Source organism: Salmonella sp. 2020_1395, from assembly GCF_043848115.1.
Lineage (GTDB): Bacteria > Pseudomonadota > Gammaproteobacteria > Enterobacterales > Enterobacteriaceae > Salmonella > Salmonella enterica.
In genome coordinates this window covers 15,048-41,932 of the sequence record NZ_JBCMFH010000013.1, presented here as the reverse complement: position 1 = coordinate 41,932, position 26,885 = coordinate 15,048, and the positions used below count along the sequence as shown (strand labels likewise).

Here is a 26,885-nt window from a genome sequence, read left to right as displayed (position 1 = left end):
TGAATATAATATTATGGGAAATAAAAGCATACAAAAGTTTTTTGCCGATCAAAATTCTGTAATTGATTTATCTTCTTTGGGTAATGCCAAAGGCGCAAAAGTTTCTCTTTCCGGGCCAGACATGAACATTACCACGCCGCGTGGTTCAGTGATCATTGTCAATGGCGCTCTTTATTCAAGTATCAAAGGCAATAACCTCGCTGTTAAATTTAAAGATAAGACTATTACCGGCGCTAAAATTCTGGGCAGCGTAGATTTAAAAGATATTCAACTGGAGAGAATTGACAGCTCATTGGTTGATTCTGCTCAGGTAGAAAAGAAAGGTAATGGCAAACGACGAAATAAGAAGGAAGAAGAGGAATTAAAAAAGCAGCTTGACGATGCTGAAAACGCAAAGAAAGAAGCTGATAAGGCGAAGGAAGAAGCAGAGAAAGCTAAGGAGGCTGCAGAAAAAGCGCTCAATGAAGCGTTTGAAGTACAGAACTCGTCAAAGCAAATGGAAGAAATGCTGCAGGAATTTTTGGCTGACAATGTAGCAAAAGACAATCTGGCTCAGCAAAGCGATGCTTCCCAGCAAAATACACAGGCTAAAGCAACGCAGGCTTCTAAACAGAACGATGCTGAAAAAGTTCTTCCTCAACCTATTAATAAAAATACCAGCACTGGCAAAAGTAATAGCAGTAAAAATGAGGAAAATAAGCTCGATGCCGAGTCTGTTAAAGAGCCGCTTAAAGTCACATTAGCGCTTGCGGCCGAAAGTAACAGTGGTAGCAAAGATGATAGTATAACTAATTTTACCAAACCTCAGTTTGTAGGTAGCACTGCCCCCAATGCCACGGTCATTATTAAAATTAATGGTATTGCTGTCGGTCAGGCTGTAGCGGATAGTTTGGGTAACTTCACCTTCACTGCGCCTGAAACATTGACTGATGGAACATACAATCTGGAGGCAGAGGCCAAGACTGCTGATGGAAGCGGTAGCGCCAAACTTGTCATTACTATCGATTCCGTTACCGATAAGCCAACATTTGAACTTTCGCCTGAAAGTAGTGTGTCCGGTCATAAGGGCTTAACGCCGACCTTGACGCCTTCAATTGTTGGTACGGCGGAAGAGAATGCTAAGGTTGACATTTATGTAGATAATAAACTGGTTGCCAGCGTTGATGTCGATAAAGATGGAAACTGGAGTTATGAATTTAAAGATAATGAACTATCTGAGGGCGAAAATAGTATAAAAGTCGTTGCCGTAGATAAAGCAGGTAATAAAAACGAAACGACGGATAGTATCATAACCGACACCATTCCTCCGGAAAAGCCGACGATTGAGCTGGATGATAGTAGTGATTCCGGCATTAAAAATGACAACATTACTAATAGCACCCTGCCAACATTTATTGGTGTGGCGGAACCTGGTTCTACAGTCTCTATTTATCTTGGACTTAAACATCTTGGTGAGGTCATTGTTGCTAAAGATGGGACATGGAGCTATACGCTTACTACGCCGCTCAAGGATGGCGAATACAATATAACAGCAACAGCTACTGATATTGCCGGGCATACCTCAGCGACGGCAAATCTGCCTTTTACTATTGATACACGTATCAGCTATTTCAGCGCTGAGATTGAAACGACGAATGATAGCGGTATTGTCGGAGATAACGTTACTAACAATACTCGCCCAACCTTTACAGGTAAAACTGAGCCAAATGCTATTATCAGTGTCATAAATAGTGAGACTGGCGAAGAGGTTATTTTTAAAGCGAATGACAAGGGCGAATGGACGTTCAATTTCACTTCCGACTCAGTGGAAGGGATTAACAATCTTACGTTCACTGTTGAAGATGTCGCTGGCAACAAAAAGGATTTTTCCTTTAGTTACGTTATTGATACTATTGCCCCTGTACCTCCGACGGTTTCTTTGGAGGATTATGTTGTTTTGCCGAATGGTATAATTTTATCAGGGAATGATTTACCGGCTTTAGTCGGTACGGCAGAGCCAAAGTCTACCATCTTATTGATGCGAGATGGTAAATTATATGACAGCATTGAGGTTGATTCAAACGGGACCTGGAATTATCAGTTTAGTAATAAATTTCTTCAGGGCGCCTATGATATTGAAATCATTTCTCAGGATGCCGCCGGCAATAAATCCTCTATTGTTAAATATTCTTTTACTATTCAAACTGAAGTTGTACCTCCAAAAGCGGAACTCGATGCCAGTGATGATTCCGGTGCAAAAGGCGACTGGATTACCAATAAACATAATGCTCTGACATTACTGGGAACAGCGGATAGGTTTGCTACCGTAAATATCCTTATCGATGGTAAAACGATAGGCGTGACGACTGCGGATGCAGACGGTAACTGGAATTTTGATATTTCCCGAAATCTGTCTGACAATGTTTATAAGATTACGGTTGAATCCATCGATCCTTTAGGAAGAACGTCATCTGTAGATTATCAGCTTACCATTGATAGCTTTACGCCGATCCCTACTGTTATGTTGCATGATAGCGCTGACTCTGGCGTTAAAGGCGATATGATTACTAAAATTAATACGCCGTTGTTTACCGGGATGGCTGAAGCTAATGCTAAGGTTTCCATCTATGTTGACGGTGTGTTAAGTGGCGAGGCTATTGCTGGCGATGATGGTGTATGGAATTTTCAATTTACCACAGCGTTATCCGATGGCTCGCATGACGTAACGGTAAAGGTAGAAGATATTGCCGGTAATACTGCCTCCTCATCAGCGTATAATTTCCAAATCGTAACGCAAACGCAAAAACCAACAATAGAGTTAGTCAACGATACGGGGGTTGATAATACAGACCATATTATTAATGAAAAGAATCCTGCACTGACAGGAACCGCTGCACCCTATTCAACGGTTAAACTCTATATTGATGGCGCACTGATCGCTGAGGTCAGAACAAATAAAGATGGCAGATGGGAGTATACCCTGAAAGCCGATCAAGGTTTGGTTGATGGCGATCATAGAATAACCGCTTCAGTTGAAGATATCGCTGGCAACATTGCTCATTCGGATCCTTTCTTAATTAGCGTCGATACTGCTATTTCAATACCGATAGTTTCATTGAGCCCGGATTCAGATTCGGGAATTTCAGATGATAATTTAACGAATATCGTTAAACCTACCTTGCACCTAAAAGATATTGATCCGGACATTATCAGTGTTCAGGTATGGGATGCCGCGTCTGATACGCAGATCGGTGTTGCCACGCAACAACCTGATGGTTCATGGGCCTATACCTTTACTTCAGATTTAACGGAAGGCTTGCATCAGGTTTATGTCAAGGTTGAGGACATTGCGGGTAATAAAGCGAACAGCGCGGTATTCGATTTTACTATCGATACCACAGTATCAACGCCGGTGATTTCCCTGCTTTCTAAGGATGATACGGGGGTTACAGGCGATAACCTGACCAATATCAATAAGCCAGGTTTTGCTATTTCCGGTGTTGATGCTGATGCGCATCGGGTCGTCGTACAGGTGATGCACAATGGCGTGAGCGAAGAGATCGAACTTTCCCACCTCAATGGTAGTTGGTTATTTACACCAGGGAATACGTGGGCGGATGGCAGCTACACGTTAACGGTGAAAGTAGAAGATAAGGCAGGAAATACCAACTACTCAACGCCGCTGACGGTCGTTATCGATACCCAAATCGCCATTGATGGGGTGGAACTGGTCAACGATAGCGGCGTGAAAGGCGATAATATGACCAACGACGACCGTCCCCACTTTCGTGTGACGGTACCTACGGATGTCAATGAAGTCCGTCTGAGCATTGACGGTGGTCATTCGTGGGTTCAGGCAACTCCGGGCGTAGCAGGAAGCTGGGAGTATATCTGGCCGACAGACCTGGCAGATGGTCAATACACGCTAACGGTGGAAGCGACTGATAAAGCAGGCAATACAGTGACGAAGACCATCGATTTCGCGGTGGATTCCACGCTGTCAGTGCCGGTCATCGTACTGAATAACGCGGACGACACCGGCATCCAGGGCGATAATCTGACGAATCGCACCCAGCCGACATTTGCCCTGCAGCAAATTGATGATGATGCCGTTCGCGTTACGGTCAGCGTGGAGCATGGCGGCGTCACCACTACATTTGACGCCACGAAAGGCACAGGCGGATGGACCTTTACGCCGCCGGCATTATGGGCGGATGGTGATTATACCCTGAGTGTGTCAGTCGAAGATAAAGCGGGGAACACCAGCCATTCTGCATCGCTGACGGTGACGGTGGACACGCAAATCGCCATTAATAACATTGAACTGGTCAATGACAGCGGTATTCCCGACGATAATCTGACTAATAACGTGCGTCCGCACTTCCAGGTGACGGTACCGACGGATGTCAACGTGGTGCGCCTGAGCATTGACGGCGGCAAGACGTGGTTCAACGCTACTCAGGGCGCGACGCCGGGCGCCTGGGATTATATCTGGCCGGATGATGTGGCCGACGGAGGCTATACCCTGACGGTAGAAGCGACCGACAAGGCGGGAAACCAGACGACGCAGGAACTTGATTTCACTATCGATACCACTCTGTCTGTGCCGACCCTCTCGCTGGACAGCGCAGATGACAGCGGCATCGCGGGCGATAATATCACCAATGTTAAAACGCCGGGCTTTACCCTCAACAATATTGATACCGATGTCAGCAGGGTGATAGTGGAGGTAATGCACAATGGTATTAAACAGGAGGTACCACTGGTTCAGACCGGCGGACAGTGGCGCTTTGCGCCGACCAGCGACTGGGGGGACGGCGACTATATCCTGACGGTGAAGGTAGAAGATAGGGCCGGAAATGTGAAGCAGTCCGCGCCGTTGACGGTGACAGTGGACACGCATATCGCCATTGACCGTATTGAACTGGTTAACGACAGCGGTATCCCCGGCGATAATCTGACCAATGAAGCGCGCCCGCACTTTCAGGTGACAGTACCGGCGGATGTTAACGGTGTAAGACTGAGTATTGATGGCGGCAAAACGTGGTTTGACGCCACGCAGAGCGCGACGTCGGGCGTCTGGGATTACACCTGGCTGACGAATGTGGCTAACGGCCCTCACACCCTGATGGTGGAAGCGACCGACAAGGCGGGAAACCAGACGACGCAGAAACTGGACTTCATCATCGATACCCTGCTGTCAGAACCGACGATTACCCTGGACAGTGCGGATGATAGCGCCGCTGGCGATAACATCACCAACGTTAAGATGCCAGGCTTTACCCTCGGTAATATCGACGCCGACGTGACCAAAGTGGTGGTGACGGTGGCGCATGATGGTAAGAACCAACAGATAGAGTTGATTAAGAACGGCGGTGTGTGGCGCTTTACGCCGGGCGCAGCCTGGACCGATGGCGACTATACGTTGACGGTAAAGGTAGAAGATAAGGCGGGTAATACAAATTATTCTGCGCCGCTGACGGTGACTATCGATACGCAAACGTCTATTGATCGCATTGAGCTTCTTAATGACACGGGTATTGTCGGGGATAACCTGACCAATGAAGCACGTCCACAGTTTCATATTACGGTACCGACGGACGTGAACTCTGTGCAACTGAGTCTTGATGGCGGCATCAACTGGGTTAACGCAACGCTGACGTCTGACGGCGTTTGGGAGTATATATGGCCGACAGATCTGGTCGAAAATACGTATACCCTGACAGTGAAAGCAACCGATGTTGCAGGCAACACGGCGACGGAAACGCTCAATTTTATCATTGATACCACATTGTCGACACCGACCATCACGCTGGATAGCGCAGATGATAGCGGCACCGCCAACGATAATAAGACTAACGTTAAAACGCCGGGTTTTATTATCGGCGGTATTGATTCTGACGTGACTCAGGTCGTCGTGCAGGTGATGCGCGATGGTCACAGCGAGGAGGTGGAGCTGACGCAGACTAACGGGCAGTGGCGTTTTGTACCTGGCAGCGCGTGGACTGATGGCGACTATACGCTGACGGTAACGGTGAAAGATGAGGCGGGTAATATTCGCCACTCAGCGCCGTTGACGGTCACCATCGATACGCAAATCGCCATTGACCATATTGAACTGGTCAATGACAGCGGTATTCCCGACGATAATCTGACTAATAACGTGCGTCCGCAGTTCCAGGTGACGGTACCGACGGATGTCAACGTGGTGCGCCTGAGCATTGACGGCGGCAAAACGTGGTTTAACGCCACACAGAGCGCGACGCCGGGCGTCTGGGATTACACCTGGCTGACCGATGTGGCTAACGGTTCTCACACTCTGACGGTGGAAGCGACCGACGCGGCGGGAAACAAGGCAACACAGAACCTGGAGTTCAACATCGATACCCTACTGTCAGAGCCGACTATCGCTCTGGACAGCACGGACGACAGCGGAACAAAAGGCGATAACCTGACCAACGTGAATAAGCCGACATTTATACTGGGCAATATTGACGCGGACGCACGGTATGTCACGGTTGAGGTGCAGCATGGCGGCACGAAAGAGGTGCTGACGGCCACCAAAGGCGCGACCGGCATCTGGAGCGTGACACCGACCGGTATGTGGGCGGATGGCAGTCATACGCTGACGGTGAGGGTGGAGGATGATGCGGGTAACGTAAAATACTCAGCGCCGCTGACGATTACGGTCGATACCCAAATCACCATTGATGATATTGAACTGGTTAATGACAGCGGTACTAAGGGCGACAATCTAACTAACGACGCCAATCCACATTTCCGCATCACGGTGCCAGGGGATGTCAACGAAGTCAGTCTGAGTATTGACGGCGGTGTAACCTGGGTTAAGGCGATGCAAAGCTCGACGTCGGGCGTCTGGAATTATACCTGGCCAAAGACATTGGCAGATGATGACTACACGTTAACGGTGAAAGCGACTGATAACGCAGGCAATACGGTGACCAGGACGCTCGACTTCACTATTGATACCACGCTGTCGACGCCGGTTATTGTACTGGATAGTGCGGACGATACCGGTGTCCAGGGCGATAACATGACCAATCGCACCCAGCCGACATTTAACCTGCAACATATTGATGATGATGCCGTTCGCGTTACGGTCAGCGTGGAGCATGGCGGCGTCACCACCACATTTGACGTGACTAAAGACGCAGGAGGATGGACCTTTACGCCGCCGACATCATGGGGGGCGGGTGATTATACCCTGAGTGTGTCAGTCGAAGATAAAGCGGGGAACACCAGCCATTCTGCATCGCTGACGGTGACGGTGGACACGCAAATCGCCATTAATAACATTGAACTGGTCAATGACAGCGGTATTCCCGACGATAATCTGACTAATAACGTGCGTCCGCAGTTCCAGGTGAAGGTACCGACGGATGTTAACGAGGTACGCCTGAGCATTGACGGCGGCAAGACGTGGTTCAACGCTACCCAGAGCGCGACGCCGGGCGTCTGGGATTATACCTGGCTGGCTGATGTGGGAGAGGGTAAGCATACCCTGACAGTGGAGGCGACCGACAAGGCGGGAAACCAGACGACGCAGAAACTGGACTTCATCATCGATACCCTACTGTCAGAACCGACTATCGCTCTGGACAGCACGGACGACAGCGGAACAAAAGGCGATAACCTGACCAGCGTGAATAAGCCGACGTTTATACTGGGCAATATTGACGCGGACGCACGGTATGTCACGGTTGAGGTACAGCATGGCGGCACGAAAGAGGTGCTGACGGCCACCAAAGGCGCGACCGGCATCTGGAGCGTGACACCGACCGGTATGTGGGCGGATGGCAGTCATACGCTGACGGTGAGGGTGGAGGATGATGCGGGTAACGTAAAATACTCAGCGCCGCTGACGGTTACGGTCGATACCCATATTGCCATTGATGATATTGAACTGGTTAATGATAACGGTATTCCCGGCGACAACCTGACCAATGACGTTCGTCCACACTTCCGCGTCACGGTGCCAGGGGATGTCAACGAGGTACGTCTGAGTATCGACGGCGGTAATACGTGGGTTCGTGCAACACAGGGCACGGCAGGGATCTGGGATTACACCTGGCCGAAAGATGTGACCGACGGGCTACATACCCTGACGGTAGAAGCGACCGATAAGGCGGGAAACCAGACGACGCAGACGCTCGATTTTACCATTGATACCCGGCTGTCAACGCCTACCATCGCTATGGATAGCAGGGACGATACAGGCGCCATTGGCGATCATATTACGAGCGTCAAAAGACCGGGCTTTACCATTGGCAATATTGACGCCGATGCGCACTCGGTCATTTTGCGGATCACACAGGGCGGCAATAGCCAGGAAGTGACACTAACCCAGGTTGGAGGACAGTGGCGCTTTACGCCAGATGCTGACTGGGCGGACGGTAGCTATACGCTAACGGTAGAAGTCCAGGATAACGCGGGGAATGTCCGCCAGTCCACGCCGCTGATAGTGACGGTAGATACGCAAACCAGCATTACTGATATTACATTGGTCAATGATCATGGCGTGCCTGATGACAATCTAACTAACAGTACCCGTCCGCAGTTTGAGATCACGGTGCCGGCGGATGTGAATTCTGTGCAACTGAGCATTGATGGGGGCGCAAACTGGGTGAGCGCGGCGCAGGGTATCGAAGGCGTCTGGGGCTATACCTGGCCAACGGATATGGGCGATGGAAAACACACCCTAACCGTCATGGTCACCGACAGAGCGGGCAATACGGCGACGCAAACGCTTGAATTTTTCATCGACACCCGGTTGTCGACGCCGACCATTGCGCTGGATAGCACGGATGATACCGGTACGCCTGGCGATGATATGACCAATCGCACCCGACCGACCTTTATTCTGCAGAATATCGATTCGGATGTTATCAACGTTACAGTCAGCGTCACGCATAATGGAACGACAACCTCGTTTACCGCGACACAGGGGGCTGGAGGATGGAGCTTTACACCGCCAGCGCCGTGGGGCGACGGTGATTATACGCTGACGGTGACAGTGGAGGATCGGGCGGGAAATACGCGTCCGTCTACGCCGCTGACGGTGACAGTGGATACGCAAATAGCCATTGATCGTATTGAATTAGTCAACGATAGCGGCGTCCCTGGCGATAATGTGACAAAACATGTGCGTCCGCAGTTCCAGATCTCGGTACCGGATGATGTGGAAAAGGTTCTTCTGAGTATTGACGGCGGCACGACCTGGGTTACTGCAATCAAGAGTTCGACGGCTGGCATTTGGGATTACACCTGGCCGACGGATATGCCAGAGGGACAGCATACCCTGACCGTGGAAGTGACTGACGGTGCGGGTAATAAGATGACGGAGACGCTCAATTTCACTATCGACATCACGTTGTTGACGCCAACCATTGAGCTGGCGCCCGATCAGGATACCGGACAGAATAAGAACGATAATCTGACCAGCGTCACTCAACCAGTATTTGTGTTGGGGAGTATCGATAAAGATGTTCGACACGTGGAATTGAGTATTGAGCATAACGGCACGTTTAAAACGGTGGTACTCACCGAATCAGCCGACGGCTGGCGCTATCGACCGGATTCTGCTTTGGCGGACGGTAGCTACACATTCACCGTGACGGTAACAGATGTGGCAGGCAACCAGCAAACATCCGCGCCTTTAAAGGTGACGATAGACGGTTCGTTGACTACGCCGGTGATTGAGCTGGCGGCCGGCGAAGATAGCGGTACTGTTGGCGATCGCCTCACCAAACACGATCGGCCTGTGTTCGACATACGCCAGGTTGATTCTGACGTTACGCGCGTGATGGTCAAAGTAACTTACAACGGTAAAACGCACGAGGAAGCGGCGGTATTCACCAATGGTCAATGGCGCTTTACGCCTTCTGCGAGCTGGGCTGATGGCTCATATCAGTTAGCCGTTGTGGTGGAAGATCTGGCGGGGAATGTAAAAGAATCTGCACCGTTAGAGGTGCGTATTGATACCACGACAACCATTAACAATATCGTATTGCTTAATGATACTGGCGTGCAGAATGATCAATTAACGAATGTTGCTAAACCGTCATTCAGAATTGACGTTCCCGGTGATGTCATCCAGGTACGCGTAACCCTGGATGGTGGCGCTAACTGGAATGTGATACGCAAAAATGCCGACGGACAGTGGATTTTTGACACCCCGAATACTCTGGTTGACGGCACATATACCCTTCGCGTAGAGGCCACGGATCAGGCAGGTAATATTGCGAATAAAGATTTAGTATTTAATATCGATACTAATATACAGGTTCCGACTATTGCTTTAGACGCAGGACAAGATACCGGAGCGAATACCGCCGATAATATCACTAATATTTCACGACCCACCTTTACGATTGGTAATGTTGACCCCGATGTTATCAAAGTCGTGGTGACGATTGATGGTCATGATTATAACGCGACTAAGGTTGGGGCTGGTTGGCAATTTACACCAGGCAATGCCATTCCGGATGGTTCTTATAATATTACCGTTACGGTTGAAGATAAGGCCGGAAATACCGCGACATCGAAACCATTACCTGTTGTGATAGATACGACGGCTGAAATTGAAAGCGTCACGTTGGTTACAGATAGCGGTGATAGCGATGTAGATAACATTACCAAAGTCGACAAGCCGCAGTTTAGTATTGTTACCGCTGATGATATTACCCATGTGCGCGTTAAAATCGATAACGCCGCTAATTGGATTGAACTCACAAAAGGAGGGGATGGTCGCTGGATATTTAATGTCGGTTCGGCATTACCTGATGGGCAACACACTCTCTTGGTTGATGTGACTGATATCGCCGGCAACGTTGCGCAAGAAACGCTGCAGTTTACGATTGATACGACTCTGCGAGAGCCGACAATTGTACTCGATCCCACCCATGATACTGGTGATGATACTAATGATAATCTTACCAGGATTAACAAACCGGTGTTTATTATCGGTAATGTCGATAATGATGTATCACACATTGTGGTTCATATTGATGGTCGGGATTACACCATTGAAAACACAGGGGGGAATTTAACCTTTACGCCGGATCAACCACTGTCTGACGGTCAGCATACGATCTCTGTTACCGTAACGGATATTGCTGGTAATACCAAAACATCGGCCGAACTGAAGATTGAAATCGACACGCAGGTTCAGATTGACAGTGTTACGTTAACAACAGATAGCGGCGTCAACGATCACGATAATGTCACCAATGCTACCCGTCCCTCTTTTGAAATTGCAACGCCTGATGATGTGACATCGGTGCTGGTTTCTTTCGATGGCGTAAACTGGACGCCTGTCAGTAAAAATGCGGCCGGGCAGTGGCAATTTACTGCAGGTAGCGCATTGTCTGATGGTCATTATACTCTCCATGTCCAGGCGACGGATCGGGCAGGGAATACGGCAAATTCCACGCTGGGCTTTACCGTGGATACGCAGATTGACGGCCTGAGCGTCGTGATGCTGGACGACGCCGGAAAGGATTCTACGGATGGTATTACGAATATTACCTCTCCACGTTTTGAAATTTCAGCCAGAGAACCGCTGCAGAGCGTGACGGTAATTTTAAACGGGAAATCCAGCACACTGACTCAGGGGGCAGGTAATAAATGGCTATTTACCCCTGATACACCGTTAGTGGATGGAACTTACAAAATAGAAATAGTGGCTGAAGATATCGCAGGTAATAGAATTAGCAAAGAGGTATCATTCACAATAGACACTGTTGTTTCTGATCCCCGTATTGATTTGCTGGATGCGGATGATACTGGCGAAAGCGCTGTTGATAATATTACGAGTGTCACTAAACCACGTTTCGTTATTGGCAATGTACCCGCCGATATTGATACTGTTGTAATCAGAATTAACGGCGTTTCTTATCCGGTTACGGCAAATGGCAATAACCTCTGGGAATTTCAGGTTCCCGTTGCGCTAAACGATGGCGTATACGAAGCCGTTGTTGTCTTCAGAGATATTGCCGGAAATACTTCTGAAACTAAGCTGCCCTTTACCATTGATACCACGACAAGCGTCAGTGTCAGAATGGAGCCAGCGTCTGATACCGGCAGCTCCAATAGCGATAACCTTACGAATAAGCAAAATCCCAAATTCGAAGGTACTGCGGAGCCTAATGCGAAACTGGTGATTACCATTGTTGACGATAAGTCAGGTCGGGAGGTTTTAAAACACACGATTACGGTTGGCGCCGATGGCAACTGGAGTGTGACGCCGAATATACTGCCGGATGGCATGTATACCATCAACGTCGTCGCAACAGATGTCGCGGGAAATACTGCGCAAACGCAGGAAAGATTCACTATCGATACGGTTACGATCGATCCTACCATTCGCCTTTCGGATCCATCTATTGATGATCAGTATGAGGCAACCAGCCTGCGTCCTGAGTTCAAAGGGCTCGCCGAAGCGTTCTCGACGATTATGATTCAGTGGGATGGGAAAGTGGTCGGCTCGGCAAACGCCAATGCGAATGGCGAATGGAGCTGGACGCCGCCATCAGTATTAGCGCCAGGCTCCTATGTTGTGAGCATTGTTGCCAAAGATAAAGCGGGTAATGAATCGTCGCAGGTCGACTTTCCTGTCGTAATACCTGTTATTGATGTCACGCCTCCAACCATAAAGCTCAGCGAGGAGAGCGATAGTGGTGCCTTAGGAGACTTTACCACGAATAATAAAACGCCGACCCTGGTTGGGAACACGTTACCTAATGCGATTGTGAGTATTTATGTAGATGGCGTGAAGGTCGGCGAGGCGACAGCGGATACAGCGGGTCGATATACTTTCCAGTTATCGGAAATGAAAGATGGTCATTATGTCGTCCAGGTGGGTATCGTCAACCCTCGCGATAATAGCGAACTGCGTTCTACCGCCGTTGATGTCACTATCGATACCGAGGTTGCTGAACTGGTATGGAATATATCTGGAATGCATGAGGGCGGATATATCAATACGGTGACGCCGGAGATTGGCGGCACCAGTGAGCCAAACAGCAAAATCACTATCTTTGTGAATGGCGTTGAAAAAGCGATTGCTTATACGACAGGCGCAGGACACTGGGGCGTAGTATTACCCGCTTTGGGTAATGACGGTAATTATGAATTAACGTTTAAAGTTGAAGACGTTGCCGGCAATATCAGAGAGTTTGGTCCGCAGAATGTAATACTGGATACGGTAATTTCGCCGTTAACCGTGGTATTACGCGAAGCTGATGACAGTGGCAAAGTTGGCGACTGGATCACCAATAAATCTCATGTCACCATCGATGGTACTGCCGAAGCCGGAAGTACTTTAACCATCAGGAATCCGCAGGGGGTGGTTATTGCTACCCTGGTGGTAGGCAATGATGGTCGATGGAGCGCAGAATTAGATCTGCGTGAAGGTAGTAATGCCTTTGTCGTGGTATCGGAAGATAAAGCGGGCAACAGCCAACAAAAAGAGATTCTGATAGAACATGATACGCAGATTGAAATCAGCGATATTTCATTAAGTCGGGATACTAATAGCGGTGATAAATATGATCTGATTACCAATAATAAGTCTCCGGTACTGGTTGCCATGACCGATCCCGGCGCGACGGTACAGGTTTATATTAATGGTGTGTTACAAGGCACAGTAGAGGCGAGTTCGTCAGGTAATATTAGCTATACCATGCCGGCAAATAGCGCCGACGGCGAGTATCAGGTGCAATTTGTTGCTACGGATACTGCTGGTAACCGGGTTGAGTCTGCGATTACAACCGTGACAATCGATTCTCAAATTGCTGTCTTTGATATTGATGAAGATTCATTACCGGCCCTCTCTAATAACCGAGCGTTGTCAGTCTCAGGTGTCGGGGAGGCTGGTTCTCAGGTCAGCATCTTTGTCGATGGTAAATTAGTCAACGTTGTTATGGTTGAGGCTGATGGCACATGGCGCGCGCCGATACTGCTGCAAGATGATGGTACGTTTAATATTCATTTCAGCATTACTGACGTTGCTGGCAACACAGAAGTGAGCAAGGATTATAGCGTGGATGTCGATTCATCAACCGACTTCCCAACGCTCAACCTTGAAGATGCGAGCAACTCTGGTTCACTTGACGATCTGATTACTAATCACAACAAGCCTGTGTTAGTTGGCACCGCAGAAGCGGGAGCCACAATCCATATTTATGTGGATGAAAAGATCGTGGCAAATGTTCTTGTGCTTGAAGATGGAACCTGGTCCTATCAGTTTGATAATGCGTTAAAAGATGGTGAATATTCTATCCGAGTGGTTGCCGAAGACCCGGCAGGTAATACGGCAGAATCGCCTCGCTTACTCGTCACGATAGATACCAGTACGTTTATCGATAATCCTGTTATGATGGCAGGATCTGATAACGGTATTTTCAGTAATGATAGTATAACGAGTCAAACCCGGCCTGCGTTTAGTATTTATGGAGAAATGAACCAGAGTGTTCAGATTTTCATTGATGGGGTGTTAGTCGATACGATCACGGTGACGGACAGAAATCAAGTTTATCGACCTGAGTCACCGTTGGGCGATGGTTCCCATAGCATTTATTATGTTATCACCGATAAAGCAGGCAACACGGCTACCTCGAAAACGCTAAACTTTACTATCGATACCTTAAATACGACGCCTGTCGCTATTGATTCTATCGGCGGACAAACGTTAGCAGAGATGACCGGTAGTGATGGCAAAATATATATAACGGACACGACACGTAACTTATTGTTTAGTGGCAGTGCCGAGCCCAATAGCAAAATAGAAATCATCATTAATGGCTTAAATGTGGGGGAAGTTTGGGTTAATGACAAAGGCCACTGGCAGATGCCGGTGAACCCGCTTTATTTCACAGAAGGCCAGTTGGATATCACTGTTAAATCTACGGACCGTGCTGGTAACGTCAATCAGGAAAAGTATTCCATTTGGGTCGATACGCATATCCAGGTATTTACCAGCGAGCTTGATGACAATAAATCATCATCGAAAACGGACTGGTGGAGTAATAGCTCCACTATTACCATGAGAGGTATGGGGGAAATTGGCGCTACGGTATCATTAATCGTGGCAGGGGTCACGCTGGCAACCGCTGTCGTTGCGGCTAATGGGCAGTGGGAGTTATCGACCGATCAGCTTCCGGAAGGGAAATACGATATCACTTTGAGTATTGAGGATAACGCAGGCAACCGTAAGGAAGAGGTACATGAAATATTTATTGATCGAACGCCGCCAAACGCTCCGGTCGTAACTTATTCAGATATTGTCAACGATCTAATTATTATGCAGGGGACGGCGGAAGCCAAATCTCAGCTAATAATAACCGATAGTAATGGGAATACTTATACGTTAACCGTTCCTGATAATGGTAAATGGAGTATGGCGATCCCGTATCCATCGGAAGGGAAGTTTACCATTACGAGTGTGGATGCGATTGGCAACCGGAGTGATGATGTCCCTCTCGATATCATGAAAGAGGTTCCCGTTATTTCATTATCTCCAGACTCAGACAGTGGTACGGTGGGCGATAATATTACGCGAGATAATCAGCCTACCTTTATTATCGGGAATCTGGAAAGCGATGTTGTGATCGTCCAGGTCGATATCAATGGGACCGTATATAATGCTGAAAAAAATGCCGATGGCGTTTGGTTCTTTACGCCAGGTACACCGTTAGCTGATGGTTCCTATACGATATCGGTAATCGCAAGCGATGCCGCGGGTAATCAGAAAAACTCGTTACCCATTACCGTTACGATCGACAGTACGCTGACCGTGCCGGAGATTGCGCTGGCAGCAGGTGAAGACAATGGCGCTTCAGACAGCGATAACGTGACGAATCACAATCACACCCAGCCTAAGTTCACGCTGCAGCATATTGATGCTGATGTGACCGGGGTGACTGTAAACGTGACGCATAATGGCGTGACAGACATCTATCAGGCGACGCAAGGCGCGGATGGCTGGACCTTCACGCCGCCAGCCGCCTGGAATGATGGTACCTACACGCTGAGCGTGACGGTGGTGGATCGCGCGGGGAACTCACTGCAATCTGCTTCGCTGGAGGTGACGGTTGACTCAACGGTGACGGTAACAGCGGATAGCCAGCATGACGATGCGAGCGATGACGCCACGGCAACAGCGGTTACTCCACCGGAGTCTGAAACAGTGAATGCCGAAAGCGCTACGCATCTTCGTACAGTGCCGTCTGCGGCGGAAGAAAGCGTGGTGAAGGAGACAGCCTATAGTATTACATTGTTAAACGCTGACTCTGGGGATGAAATAGATCGTTCAATTAGTCAGACACCTTCTTTTGAAATATCAGTACCTGAGAATATTGTTAATGTCAGTGTTATGTTTGAAGGAGAAGAGTTTACTCTGCCGATAACTAACCAGAAAGCAATATTCGAAGTTCCGCTATCTTTGGAAGATGGTGAATATACTATGGACGTGAAATTCATTGATAAGGACGATGATTTCCTGATTAAGGAGAAAACATTCTCAGTCGATCACTCCTCGGCGGATATTGTGAACGCAATGAATGCAAGAGGAAAGACCGAGGATGATATTAATGATTCCCCTTCCACGAGTTCTGTAGGGCACAACAATAACGGCGCTATTGATGTTTTCGCCGTTAATGAAGTTACGCTACCTGTAGATAATCAAGAAGAACACGCATAATAACGGAGGCCCCTCACCTTTGGGTGAGGGGGTTTACTTATGGATAAAAAACTAGAACCTTATTATTTAAGTGCGGAAACGGCATTATCTATAGTGTCTAAAAAATTCAACATAAAAATTGACATCAAAGAGGATGATATAAATTTAAGATTTAAAAAGTACGACAGAAATAACACTGACGACTCTATACAAATGAAGAATTTCTTTTTGTCGTTAGGGCTTTCTCTACAGGATATATTATTTAATAATGGTGAAGATTTACTAAATGAGCCTATGCCGATTTTACTATTAACACCAGAAATGAAGTGGATGGTGTGTGTGAGTGGCGGGCAAAAAATAAAGTTGGTAAACGCGCGCGGTGAACTCTGTTATGTTGAAATTGAAGAAGAATATTTAAAAGAGTTATCTGCATTTAGTATACTACCTTTAAATAAAGTTGTTGATAGTATAAGAGTAAAAAATATCATAAAAAACTCTTTATCGATGAACAAGATTTTTTATACTAAATACTTCTTTTCATCTCTTTTTATGGCAATTTTTGCGTTAACTATCCCAGTATTTAGTAATCTGTTCTATGATAAGCTTGTTCCAAGTGCTTCGGTTTCATCTTTATTTGGCGTGGCTATAATTGTTGCTGTATTTATTGTTTTTGAGTTTATCCTTCGTACTTCGAAAGATATTTATCAGTCTATCACAGCAAGGCAGGATGACGTCGATATTGATATCGCATTTCTTGAAGCGGTACTTTATAGTAAAAAGAAAAATGGCAGATCCATGTCATCAGCATTTGTGCTATGGAATGAGTTTCAGAAAATTAAACCCGTTTTATTAAACTCGATCTTTCAACGTATAGCCGATATTCCAATATTTATTATATTTCTCATTGTTATATATGTAAATTTAGGTCTGGTCGTTATTGTACCTGTTACCATGTTTATCGTCTCTATTATTATTTCCCTCGTTAACCACCATTATACTAATGAGTTAATGAACAAACAAAAAGAAGGACAGAAGAACAGGAATATTTTTATCTCAGAAGTTTTCTTATCTATTAAAATGATCCATACCTTAAATAATCAAGGTTTACTTTTTGATTGGGTTAATACATCAAATGAACAGTCGTATCTTAACCTGAAGATAAGGAAATTAAATCTTATCTATCAATCTATATTGGGTAGTATGTCATCTATTACCCAAATAACTATTATGGTAATAGCCTTTTTTATGGTAATCAAGGGTGATGTTACTACTGGCGCAATTGTTTCATCTGTCATTGTCTCTGGTCGTATTTCCGGGATCATTTCGAATTTTTCTTCTACATTAATCTCTATTTTATCAGCAGAAAAAACCGGTAAGGATCTGCTTTCTTTTTTTGATGAAGATCAGGCAGAAAAAACACCGGCATTACAGTCAATATCAAAGTGCAATGGCGATATCTCTATTCGGGGCGTGAGTTATCAGTATGATGCTCAATCTCCGATGATTATTAACCGACTGTCTATAGACATACCTGCGGGGCAGCGTGTCGCGGTGGTAGGCGAATGCGGTGCAGGAAAAAGCTCATTGCTGGGAATGCTATCTGGCTACCTTTCACCAACAGACGGCGCCATCTTATATGATGGATATAACTTAGGACATTTATCGCAGAACTTTTTTTCTCAGCATTTAAGCGTGGTGACGACACATGATGTTTTATTCACCGGAACCATTGAAAGTAATTTCGCGTTAAAACCGCAAAACGACAGGGGCCGGGTACTCAAGGCGCTCCATCTGGCGAACTGTGGTTTTATCTTGCAACATCCTATGGGGCTGAAGTTTCCGGTGAATTTTATGGCTAAAAACCTGTCATCCGGACAGCAGCAGCAACTATTATTAGCACGTAGTCTGAGCAGTAACGCCAGCGTCTTTTTATGGGATGAACCAACATCAAATCTGGATGAAAATACCGAGAAGCAAATTTTTGATAACTTAGATGAGTTTATTCATGGGAAGACGTTGATCATGGTGACGCATCGTCGATACCTGATAAAGTATTTTGACCGGGTCCTGGTAATGAAAGGTGGAAAAATAATCCGTGATTGTTCTCCGGATAAATTATTAATGTAAAATAAGCAGCGCTTGTCGCTGTTATCAGGCGGTACTGCTTAATAAAAAAGACCCGTTGCACAAACGGGTCTTTTTTTGTCATTTAACGAGTCGGCAACGTCTTCAATAAGTTTAGCTCGATTCTGTTAGGGCTATTCCACTTGCCATTTTTGGATAACCACACCTGGCGGCCCTCATCAACGGCAATGCGAAGGACGTGATGGTTCGCAAGGCTACCCCTGGCGCGCGATTCCGCGTTGAGATAACCGGTGGGCGGCTTCAGCGGCAGCGATAGCGTATCAGGTCAGCACCATCGGCCATTCTGGCGGGGTCTGGCTCATCGTTTCGACCATCACGGCTTCAATGTTATGCCAGATCGCAGCGAGATCCATCATGGTAATACCGAGTAAGCCGGTGGCAAACCAGCAGGCGGATACCACGCCCAGACCGCTACTGATCACCGCCAGACCAATATAATCTGATTTACGGAAACGGATATTGAGCGTGCTGGCTAAAAACATGAGCACGGCGCTCAGCAGTTGCCAGCGGAGAAGAACGACACCAGTGGTTATGGCAGCCATGAAACATTTCCTCTGAATAGACCTTTGTCCAGGACAGCTCGGCGTTGTTCCCGGGAAACGTGGGACATTCTGGCTATCAACGGACGTCACATCAACATCGAATGAAACATTGTTTCTATTTCATTGTTTTTGTGAACTATATCACAAAAACCAGCTTATTCGCCAGATCGGCAATGTATTTTTTGTGCGTTTTATAACCGTATTTTTTGTGTGACTTCTACGCGTCCGTAGAGAAACTGCCGGAAAGCAAAGATGTATTATTACTACTCTTTTATTTTTTTTCGTGAAATTCAGACCTGATAAAAATATCAAGTTATTTATCAAAAGAAAGGAGTAAAGATGTATACCCCATCGTTTACTTGAGTATAAATCTGATATTATCAAAAATATTTAGCGTCCTGCCTGGTATGCGAAAGAGATTGCGCGTAGTTATTAATGGTAAATGTTGATCGGTAAAAGTCTGTTGCTAATATTGATAAATTCATGCACCGTAAACCTCCGTTTGGTTCACGTCTTATTTTGCCAACAATAGTCACAAATAATGCAGGGAAATAGGCTGAAAATGAGTCAAAGCACACGACGCAAGGTGTTGAGATTTCTCGGAACGATCATTGTGGTGTTACTTCCTGTATTGCTGGCGATCTGGTTTGCTCATATCCGGGCAGTCTCTGAAACCAGAAATCAGTTACATTCATTTGCGCAGTTGGTATTAGATAAAACGGAGCGGGTTATCCTGCAAGCAGATTTAGCCCGCGATGCCGCTGAACAATATCAGGGGCAAGCCTGTACGCCAGCCCATCAACAGCGAATGCTGAATATTATCCGCGGTCGTTTGTACATTAATGAGTTGATTTATGCTAAGGGCCAGCGTTTTCTATGCTCTACGGTTATGACGCCAACAAGTCCTTATTTTATTCCCCGCGCTGACTATAAACGAAAGCCTGACATCGCTATTTATTACTATCGTGATACGCCTTTTTTCAACGGTTATAAAATGACATATATGCAGCGGGGAAACTATGTCGCGGTTATCAATCCCTTATCTTATAGCGAGGTGATGTCAGACGATCCGGCGTTGGCCTGGGGAATGTATGATACGGTGACCAACACCTTTTTCTCCCTGAGTGAACAGGCGCAGGCTGATCAGCTATTACCTTTGGTACGACGGAGTGAACCTGTGTTCCAACAGGGTGAGCGTTTTTATACTCTGGTTAAATCAGCAAAACGACCGGTTGCCGCGATTGTGTCAACCTCAAAGCAACGCTTTTACCAGAACCTCTTTCATCAGCTTACGTTAACGCTACCGTTAGGGATCATCTGTAGCATTATCGTCTTATTTATGTGGTCACGATCCCGGCAGGCATATTACTCACCGCGTCGATTGCTGCAACGGGCCATTACCAGGCACCAGCTTTGCCTTCATTATCAGCCGATCATTGATATCCGAAACGGGACATGTGTAGGTGCCGAAGCGCTATTGCGTTGGCCGGGCTATCACGGTCCGGTGATGAGCCCGTGCGAATTTATTCCGCTGGCGGAAAAAGAGGGGATGATTGAGCAGATCACCGATTATGTCGTCGAAGAGGTATTTAATGATTTAGGTGGTTTTCTGGCCGCGCACCCGCATCTTTATGTCTCTATCAATCTCTCTGCCGCCGATTTTCTCTCTTCCCGACTAATTGTGATGATTCATGAAAAAACGCGTCAGCATTCAGTGCTTGCGCAACAGATAAAGGTTGAAGTGACTGAGCGCGGATTTATTGATGTGCCTAAAATGACGCCGATTATTCAGGCGTTTCGCCAGGCGGGATACGAGGTGGCAATTGATGACTTTGGTACCGGCTATTCGAACTTGCATAACCTGTACTCATTAAATGTCGACCTTTTAAAAATTGATAAATCTTTTGTCGACACGCTAACCACTAATAGCGCCAGCCATTTGATTGTGGAACATATTATTGAAATGGCGCAAAGTTTGCGGCTAAAAATCATTGCTGAGGGGGTTGAAACGGCTGAACAGGTTAGCTGGTTGCTAAAACGCGGCGTTCAGTATTGTCAGGGATGGCACTTTGCGAAGGCGTTGCCACCGCAGGAATTCATCGCCTGGTTACAACAAACGCCCGCGCCTCTGACGATACGCGGGCAGACGCCCTACAGGCGGTGACGGTAATCGCTGGGAGTGCGATCGAACTCGCGGCGGAATACACGCGAGAAGGTTTGCTGCGATACATAGCCCAGGTCCATCGCGATATCAAAAATCGGGCGCTCGGTCGTTCGTAGCTCAACGGCCGCCAACAGGAGACGGCGCTGGCGAATATACTCGCCTAATGTTTGATGCGTTACCGTACGAAACATCCGCTGCAAATACCACTTGGAGTAGCCCGATTTTTTTGCCACCACATCAATGTTTAGCGGTTGGTCGATATGTTCATCAATCCATTCGATAAGGGTCTGAATTATCTGCTGATGCGACATATTGTTGCCTCTTAAACAGTATTCGATTCGTCGTTTTGTCTGCGGGCGAGTATAATTCCTCAAGTTAACTTGAGGTAAAGCGATTTATGGAAAAAAAATCTCCCCGTTTAAAAGCCTTACTGACGCCGGGGGAAGTTGCGAAACGTAGCGGTGTTGCTGTGTCCGCCCTGCACTTCTATGAAAGCAAAGGGCTAATTACCAGTATCCGTAATAGCGGTAACCAACGGCGATACAAGCGTGACGTGTTGCGTTATGTCGCGATTATCAAGATCGCCCAACGTATTGGCATCCCGCTGGCAACTATCGGCGACGCGTTTGGTATCTTGCCGGAAGGACATACGTTAAGCGCGAAAGAGTGGAAGCAGCTCTCATCGCAGTGGCGCGAAGAGTTAGACCGACGTATTCATACGCTGGTGGCGTTGCGCGATGAGCTGGACGGTTGTATCGGCTGCGGCTGTTTATCGCGTAGCGACTGTCCGCTGCGAAATCCAGGCGACAGGCTTGGCGAACACGGGACGGGCGCCCGGCTGCTTGAAGATGATTAACATGCACTCGGCCATCGGGCTGAGTTCACCTAAAACTAAAGCGCCGCTAAGGGCGCTTTAGTTTGTTTCCGGTCTTTGTCTTTCGCTCTATCCCGCTGATTACAGGAGGGTTTCCCCCGACGTCAACACCCCTCATATCGAGCACGTGGTGGAGGTTCCGGTTTGTGTTGATACTGTAAGTGTAAGCGACGACGCCCTGTTCGCCAGCGAAATGCTGATTTTTTAGCCGAAATTTTTACGGCAACTGCCATAATTTTCTATAGTTAGTTGGCATACCTTACAGGAGACAGCCATGCTGACGGTGCACCATTTAAATCAGTCTCGTTCGCAGCGCATCCTCTGGGCGCTGGAAGAGCTGGCGTTGCCTTACCAGATTGTGCGTTACCAGCGTGAAAAGACCATGCTGGCGCCGCCGGCATTGAAAAAAGTGCATCCGCTGGGCAAGTCTCCGGTTATCGAAGATTACGGTATGGTTATTGCGGAATCGGGCGCCATCCTGGAATATTTGCAGGACACTTACGACAGTATCGGACGCTTTAAACCTGCGGATGCGCAGGGGAAACAACACTATCGATTCTGGCTACATTACGCTGAAGGTTCGCTCATGCCCTTGCTATTGATGAGGCTGCTCTTTACCTCTCTGGGTAAACCGCCGGTACCATTGGGCCTGCGAACGTTGGGCGGCGTTATCGGTAAGGGCGCGCAAAAAGCGTACCTCAATCCGCAACTGGAAACCCATGCGCGCTTTATTGACGGGCATCTGGCAAATCACCCCTGGTTTGCCGGAGAGCAGTTAAGTATGGCGGATATCCAGATGAGCTTCCCGCTATTTGCGCTGCTTGCCCGAGGCGGGATCGCTCATCTCGACCATATCAACGCATGGAAAGCGCGGGTAGAAATGCGTCCAGCCTGGCAGCGAGCGATTCAGCAGGGCGGTCCGTTTACCATTCCCGGCGGATAATGGCGTTTTTGTGAGCAGATTGCGCAACGTATTTGCTAACAGCGATGCGAAAAATTGTTGCTGGATTGCGCAGGGACGATAACGTTTGCGCATCGTCTGGCGATTTATTGAGCATACTAAGCAGAAAAGCATAAAAAGCGGCAAAGTTCAGTTGAAAAAGCGTTTATGATCGCTGGATAATCGTTTGCTTTTTTTTGCCACCCGTTTTGTATACGTGGAGCTAAACGTTTGCTTTTTTGCGGCGCCCCGGCTGTCGTAAATGTAGCACAAGGAGATAACGTTGCGCTGTTAGTGGATTACCTCCCACGTATACCGACGAATAATAAATTCTCAGGGGATGTTTTCTATGTCTACGCCTTCAGCGCGTACCGGCGGTTCACTCGACGCCTGGTTTAAAATTTCACAACGCGGGAGCACCGTTCGCCAGGAAGTCGTTGCTGGCTTAACCACGTTTCTTGCGATGGTTTACTCCGTCATCGTGGTGCCAGGGATGCTGGGTAAAGCCGGGTTCCCGCCTGCTGCCGTCTTTGTAGCGACCTGCCTGGTCGCAGGCGTCGGCTCTATCGTTATGGGGCTTTGGGCGAATCTGCCGCTGGCTATCGGTTGCGCTATCTCGTTGACGGCGTTTACCGCGTTTAGCCTGGTCCTGGGGCAGCATATTAGCGTCCCGGTCGCGCTTGGCGCCGTATTCCTGATGGGCGTACTGTTTACCGTTATCTCCGCCACCGGCATTCGTAGCTGGATTTTGCGTAACTTGCCACAGGGCGTGGCCCACGGAACCGGTATCGGTATTGGCCTGTTTTTGTTGCTGATTGCCGCCAACGGCGTCGGCCTGGTCATTAAAAACCCGCTGGATGGCCTGCCGGTCGCGCTGGGCGATTTCGACACCTTCCCGGTGATTATGTCGCTTGTAGGGCTGGCTGTTATTCTCGGTCTGGAAAAGCTGAAAGTCCCCGGCGGCATTCTGTTGACCATTATTGGCATTTCTATTGTGGGTTTGCTCTTCGATCCTAACGTCCATTTTTCCGGCATTTTCGCCATGCCTTCGTTGAGCGATGAAAACGGCAACTCACTGATCGGCAGCCTGGATATTATGGGCGCGTTAAACCCTGTCGTTCTGCCAAGCGTACTGGCGCTGGTGATGACGGCGGTGTTTGATGCGACCGGCACGATCCGTGCGGTCGCAGGGCAGGCTAATCTGCTGGACAAAGACGGACAAATTATCGATGGCGGCAAAGCGCTAACCACCGACTCCCTGAGTAGCGTTTTCTCCGGCCTGGTCGGGGCGGCGCCAGCCGCAGTGTATATCGAGTCTGCGGCCGGTACGGCGGCGGGCGGTAAAACGGGCCTGACGGCGATTACCGTGGGCGTGCTGTTTTTGCTGATCCTGTTTCTTTCGCCGCTCTCTTATCTCGTTCCCGTCTACGCAACTGCCCCGGCGCTCATGTATGTCGGTCTGCTGATGCTGAGTAACGTGGCGAAAATCGATTTTGCTGATTTCGTCGATGCGATGGCGGGGCTGGTAACGGCTGTATTTATTGTACTGACCTGTAACATTGTCACCGGGATTATGATCGGCTTTGCCACGCTGGTCGTCGGGCGTCTGGTTTCCGGCGAATGGCGTAAGCTGAATATCGGAACTGTCGTCATTGCGGTCGCGCTGGTCGCTTTTTATGCCGGCGGTTGGGCTATCTAGCTCTGCCTTCATTCTGAAAAACGGGCGGCGTTGGTCGCCCGTTTTCATTTTCAGGACACATCACGTTACCTTTTGCGTTAATCTGAAGAAGGTGAAACCGAGGCATGATGCCTCTCTCCATCATAAAAAACATCGCAAACAGGGAACGCATGGAAATTTTCTTCACAATACTCATCATGACCCTTGTGGTCTCGCTGTCGGGGGTATTTACGCGTGTATTACCCTTCCAGCTTCCTTTACCCCTTATGCAGATCGCCATTGGCGCGCTGTTGGCGTGGCCGACGTTTGGTTTGCATGTGGAATTCGACCCGGAACTCTTCCTGGTGCTGTTTATTCCGCCGCTGCTGTTTGCGGATGGCTGGAAGACGCCGACCCGTGAATTTCTTGAGCATGGACGAGAGATTTTCGGGCTGGCGCTGGCGCTGGTCCTGGTAACGGTCGTGGGAATCGGCTTCCTGATTTATTGGCTGGTGCCCGGCATTCCGCTGATCCCCGCCTTTGCACTGGCCGCCGTGTTGTCGCCGACCGATGCGGTAGCGCTCTCCGGAATTGTGGGCGAGGGGCGCATCCCGAAAAAAATCATGGGCATTCTGCAGGGAGAGGCGTTAATGAACGACGCCTCCGGTCTGGTATCGCTGAAATTCGCCGTCGCGGTGGCGATGGGGACGATGGTCTTTACCGTCGGCGGCGCGACGCTGGAATTTTTTAAGGTCGCTATCGGCGGTATTCTGGCGGGTTTTGTGGTCAGTTGGCTGTATGGCCGCTCGCTGCGTTTTTTGAGCCGCTGGGGCGGCGATGAGCCCGCGACGCAAATTGTCTTGCTGTTTCTGCTGCCCTTCGCGTCTTACCTGATTGCCGAGCATATTGGCGTCTCAGGCATCCTGGCCGCGGTTGCTGCCGGGATGACCATCACCCGTTCTGGCGTAATGCGCCGCGCGCCGCTGGCAATGCGTTTGCGCGCGAACAGTACCTGGGCGATGCTGGAATTTGTCTTTAACGGTATGGTCTTTCTGCTGTTGGGACTGCAATTGCCGGGTATTCTGGAATCTTCGCTGGCGGCGGCGGAAGCTGACCCGAATGTCGAAACCTGGATGCTCTTTACCGATATCGTGCTGATTTATGCGGCATTGATGCTGGTTCGCTTCGGCTGGCTGTGGACCATGAAAAAGTTCAGCCTGCGCTTTTTGAAGAAGAAACCGATGGAGTTCGCCAGCTGGACGTCGCGTGAAATTCTGATTGCTTCCTTCGCTGGCGTTCGTGGGGCGATCACCCTGGCTGGTGTGCTCTCTATACCGTTACTTTTGCCGGATGGCAGCGGATTTCCGGCGCGTTATGAACTGGTATTCCTGGCGGCTGGCGTCATTCTGTTCTCGTTATTTGTCGGCGTGATCATGCTGCCGCTGCTGTTGCAACATCTGGAAGTCGCCGATCATGCGCAACAGTTGAAAGAGGAGCGTATCGCCCGCGCGGCGACGGCGGAAGTGGCGATTGTCGCCATTCAGAAAATGGAAGAGCGTCTGGCGGCGGATACCGAAGAGAACATCGATAATCAGTTGCTTACTGAAGTAAGCTCGCGTGTCATTGGTAACTTGCGTCGCCGTGCCGATGGGCGAAACGATGTCGAAAGCTCCATACAGGAAGAAAACCTGGAGCGACGTTTCCGTCTGGCGGCGCTGCGTTCCGAACGCGCCGAGTTGTATCATCTGCGCGCCACGCGAGAAATCAGCAATGAAACATTGCAAAAGCTGCTGCACGACCTGGATTTGATGGAAGCGCTACTGATAGAAAATCAGTAGCCCTTGTGGCCCGGTGGCGCCATGCTTACCGGGCCTACAAGTAGGCC

Annotated in this window: 9 protein-coding genes; 7 read left to right on the top strand and 2 right to left on the bottom strand. The window is 48.5% G+C overall.

Annotation, left to right across the window (positions count from 1 at the left end; all coding sequences use genetic code 11):
• Positions 1–13: 13 nt before the first annotated feature.
• Positions 14–16,699 carry a non-fimbrial adhesin SiiE gene (gene siiE, locus ACH0WD_RS18545; RefSeq protein ID WP_000527237.1) on the top strand — a complete coding sequence of 5,562 codons (16,686 nt, stop codon included), beginning with the start codon at positions 14–16 and terminating at the stop codon, positions 16,697–16,699.
• 39 nt (positions 16,700–16,738) lie between these two features.
• Complete coding sequence (gene siiF / locus ACH0WD_RS18540; protein ID WP_000358582.1) at positions 16,739–18,805, top strand: SPI-4 type I secretion system protein SiiF; 2,067 nt, start codon at positions 16,739–16,741, stop codon at positions 18,803–18,805.
• A 278-nt stretch (positions 18,806–19,083) separates the two neighbouring features.
• Here siiF and ACH0WD_RS18535 read toward each other — a convergent pair whose 3' ends face one another.
• A complete protein-coding gene (locus tag ACH0WD_RS18535; protein ID WP_000719058.1) occupies positions 19,084–19,365 on the bottom strand; it encodes a YjcB family protein in 282 nt (93 codons plus the stop codon).
• 562 nt (positions 19,366–19,927) lie between these two features.
• Here ACH0WD_RS18535 and ACH0WD_RS18530 point away from each other — a divergent pair.
• On the top strand, positions 19,928–21,529 hold the full coding sequence (locus ACH0WD_RS18530) for an EAL domain-containing protein (RefSeq protein WP_000083651.1): 1,602 nt from the start codon (positions 19,928–19,930) through the stop codon (positions 21,527–21,529).
• Here ACH0WD_RS18530 and soxS read toward each other — a convergent pair.
• On the bottom strand, positions 21,517–21,840 hold the full coding sequence (gene soxS, locus ACH0WD_RS18525; protein ID WP_000019483.1) for a superoxide response transcriptional regulator SoxS: 324 nt from the start codon (positions 21,838–21,840) through the stop codon (positions 21,517–21,519). The two genes, ACH0WD_RS18530 and soxS, sit on opposite strands and share 13 nt — an antisense overlap.
• 86 nt (positions 21,841–21,926) lie before the next feature.
• Here soxS and soxR point away from each other — a divergent pair, with 86 nt between their 5' ends.
• From soxR to ACH0WD_RS18505, 4 genes are all read left to right on the top strand, one after another.
• Positions 21,927–22,385, top strand: a complete 459-nt coding sequence (gene soxR / locus ACH0WD_RS18520; protein ID WP_000412686.1) for a redox-sensitive transcriptional activator SoxR — start codon at positions 21,927–21,929, stop codon at positions 22,383–22,385.
• 292 nt (positions 22,386–22,677) lie between these two features.
• Entirely contained in the window at positions 22,678–23,346 is a 669-nt protein-coding gene (locus ACH0WD_RS18515) for a glutathione S-transferase family protein (protein ID WP_000958581.1), read from the top strand.
• Between the two features lie 346 nt (positions 23,347–23,692).
• Complete coding sequence (gene ghxP, locus ACH0WD_RS18510) at positions 23,693–25,042, top strand: guanine/hypoxanthine transporter GhxP (protein ID WP_000106907.1); 1,350 nt, start codon at positions 23,693–23,695, stop codon at positions 25,040–25,042.
• Positions 25,043–25,191: 149 nt separating this feature from the next.
• Positions 25,192–26,838 carry a Na+/H+ antiporter gene (locus ACH0WD_RS18505; RefSeq protein WP_000402189.1) on the top strand — a complete coding sequence of 549 codons (1,647 nt, stop codon included), beginning with the start codon at positions 25,192–25,194 and terminating at the stop codon, positions 26,836–26,838.
• The last annotated feature ends 47 nt before the right edge of the window (positions 26,839–26,885 follow it).

Excerpts from the sequence above, each read along its gene's own strand:
- siiE (WP_000527237.1), top strand. The coding sequence starts at position 14 with ATGGGAAATAAAAGCATACAAAAGTTTTTTGCCGATCAAAATTCTGTA.
- siiF (WP_000358582.1), top strand. The coding sequence starts at position 16,739 with ATGGATAAAAAACTAGAACCTTATTATTTAAGTGCGGAAACGGCATTA.
- ACH0WD_RS18535 (WP_000719058.1), bottom strand. The coding sequence starts at position 19,365 with ATGGCTGCCATAACCACTGGTGTCGTTCTTCTCCGCTGGCAACTGCTG.
- ACH0WD_RS18530 (WP_000083651.1), top strand. The coding sequence starts at position 19,928 with ATGAGTCAAAGCACACGACGCAAGGTGTTGAGATTTCTCGGAACGATC.
- soxS (WP_000019483.1), bottom strand. The coding sequence starts at position 21,840 with ATGTCGCATCAGCAGATAATTCAGACCCTTATCGAATGGATTGATGAA.
- soxR (WP_000412686.1), top strand. The coding sequence starts at position 21,927 with ATGGAAAAAAAATCTCCCCGTTTAAAAGCCTTACTGACGCCGGGGGAA.
- ACH0WD_RS18515 (WP_000958581.1), top strand. The coding sequence starts at position 22,678 with ATGCTGACGGTGCACCATTTAAATCAGTCTCGTTCGCAGCGCATCCTC.
- ghxP (WP_000106907.1), top strand. The coding sequence starts at position 23,693 with ATGTCTACGCCTTCAGCGCGTACCGGCGGTTCACTCGACGCCTGGTTT.
- ACH0WD_RS18505 (WP_000402189.1), top strand. The coding sequence starts at position 25,192 with ATGGAAATTTTCTTCACAATACTCATCATGACCCTTGTGGTCTCGCTG.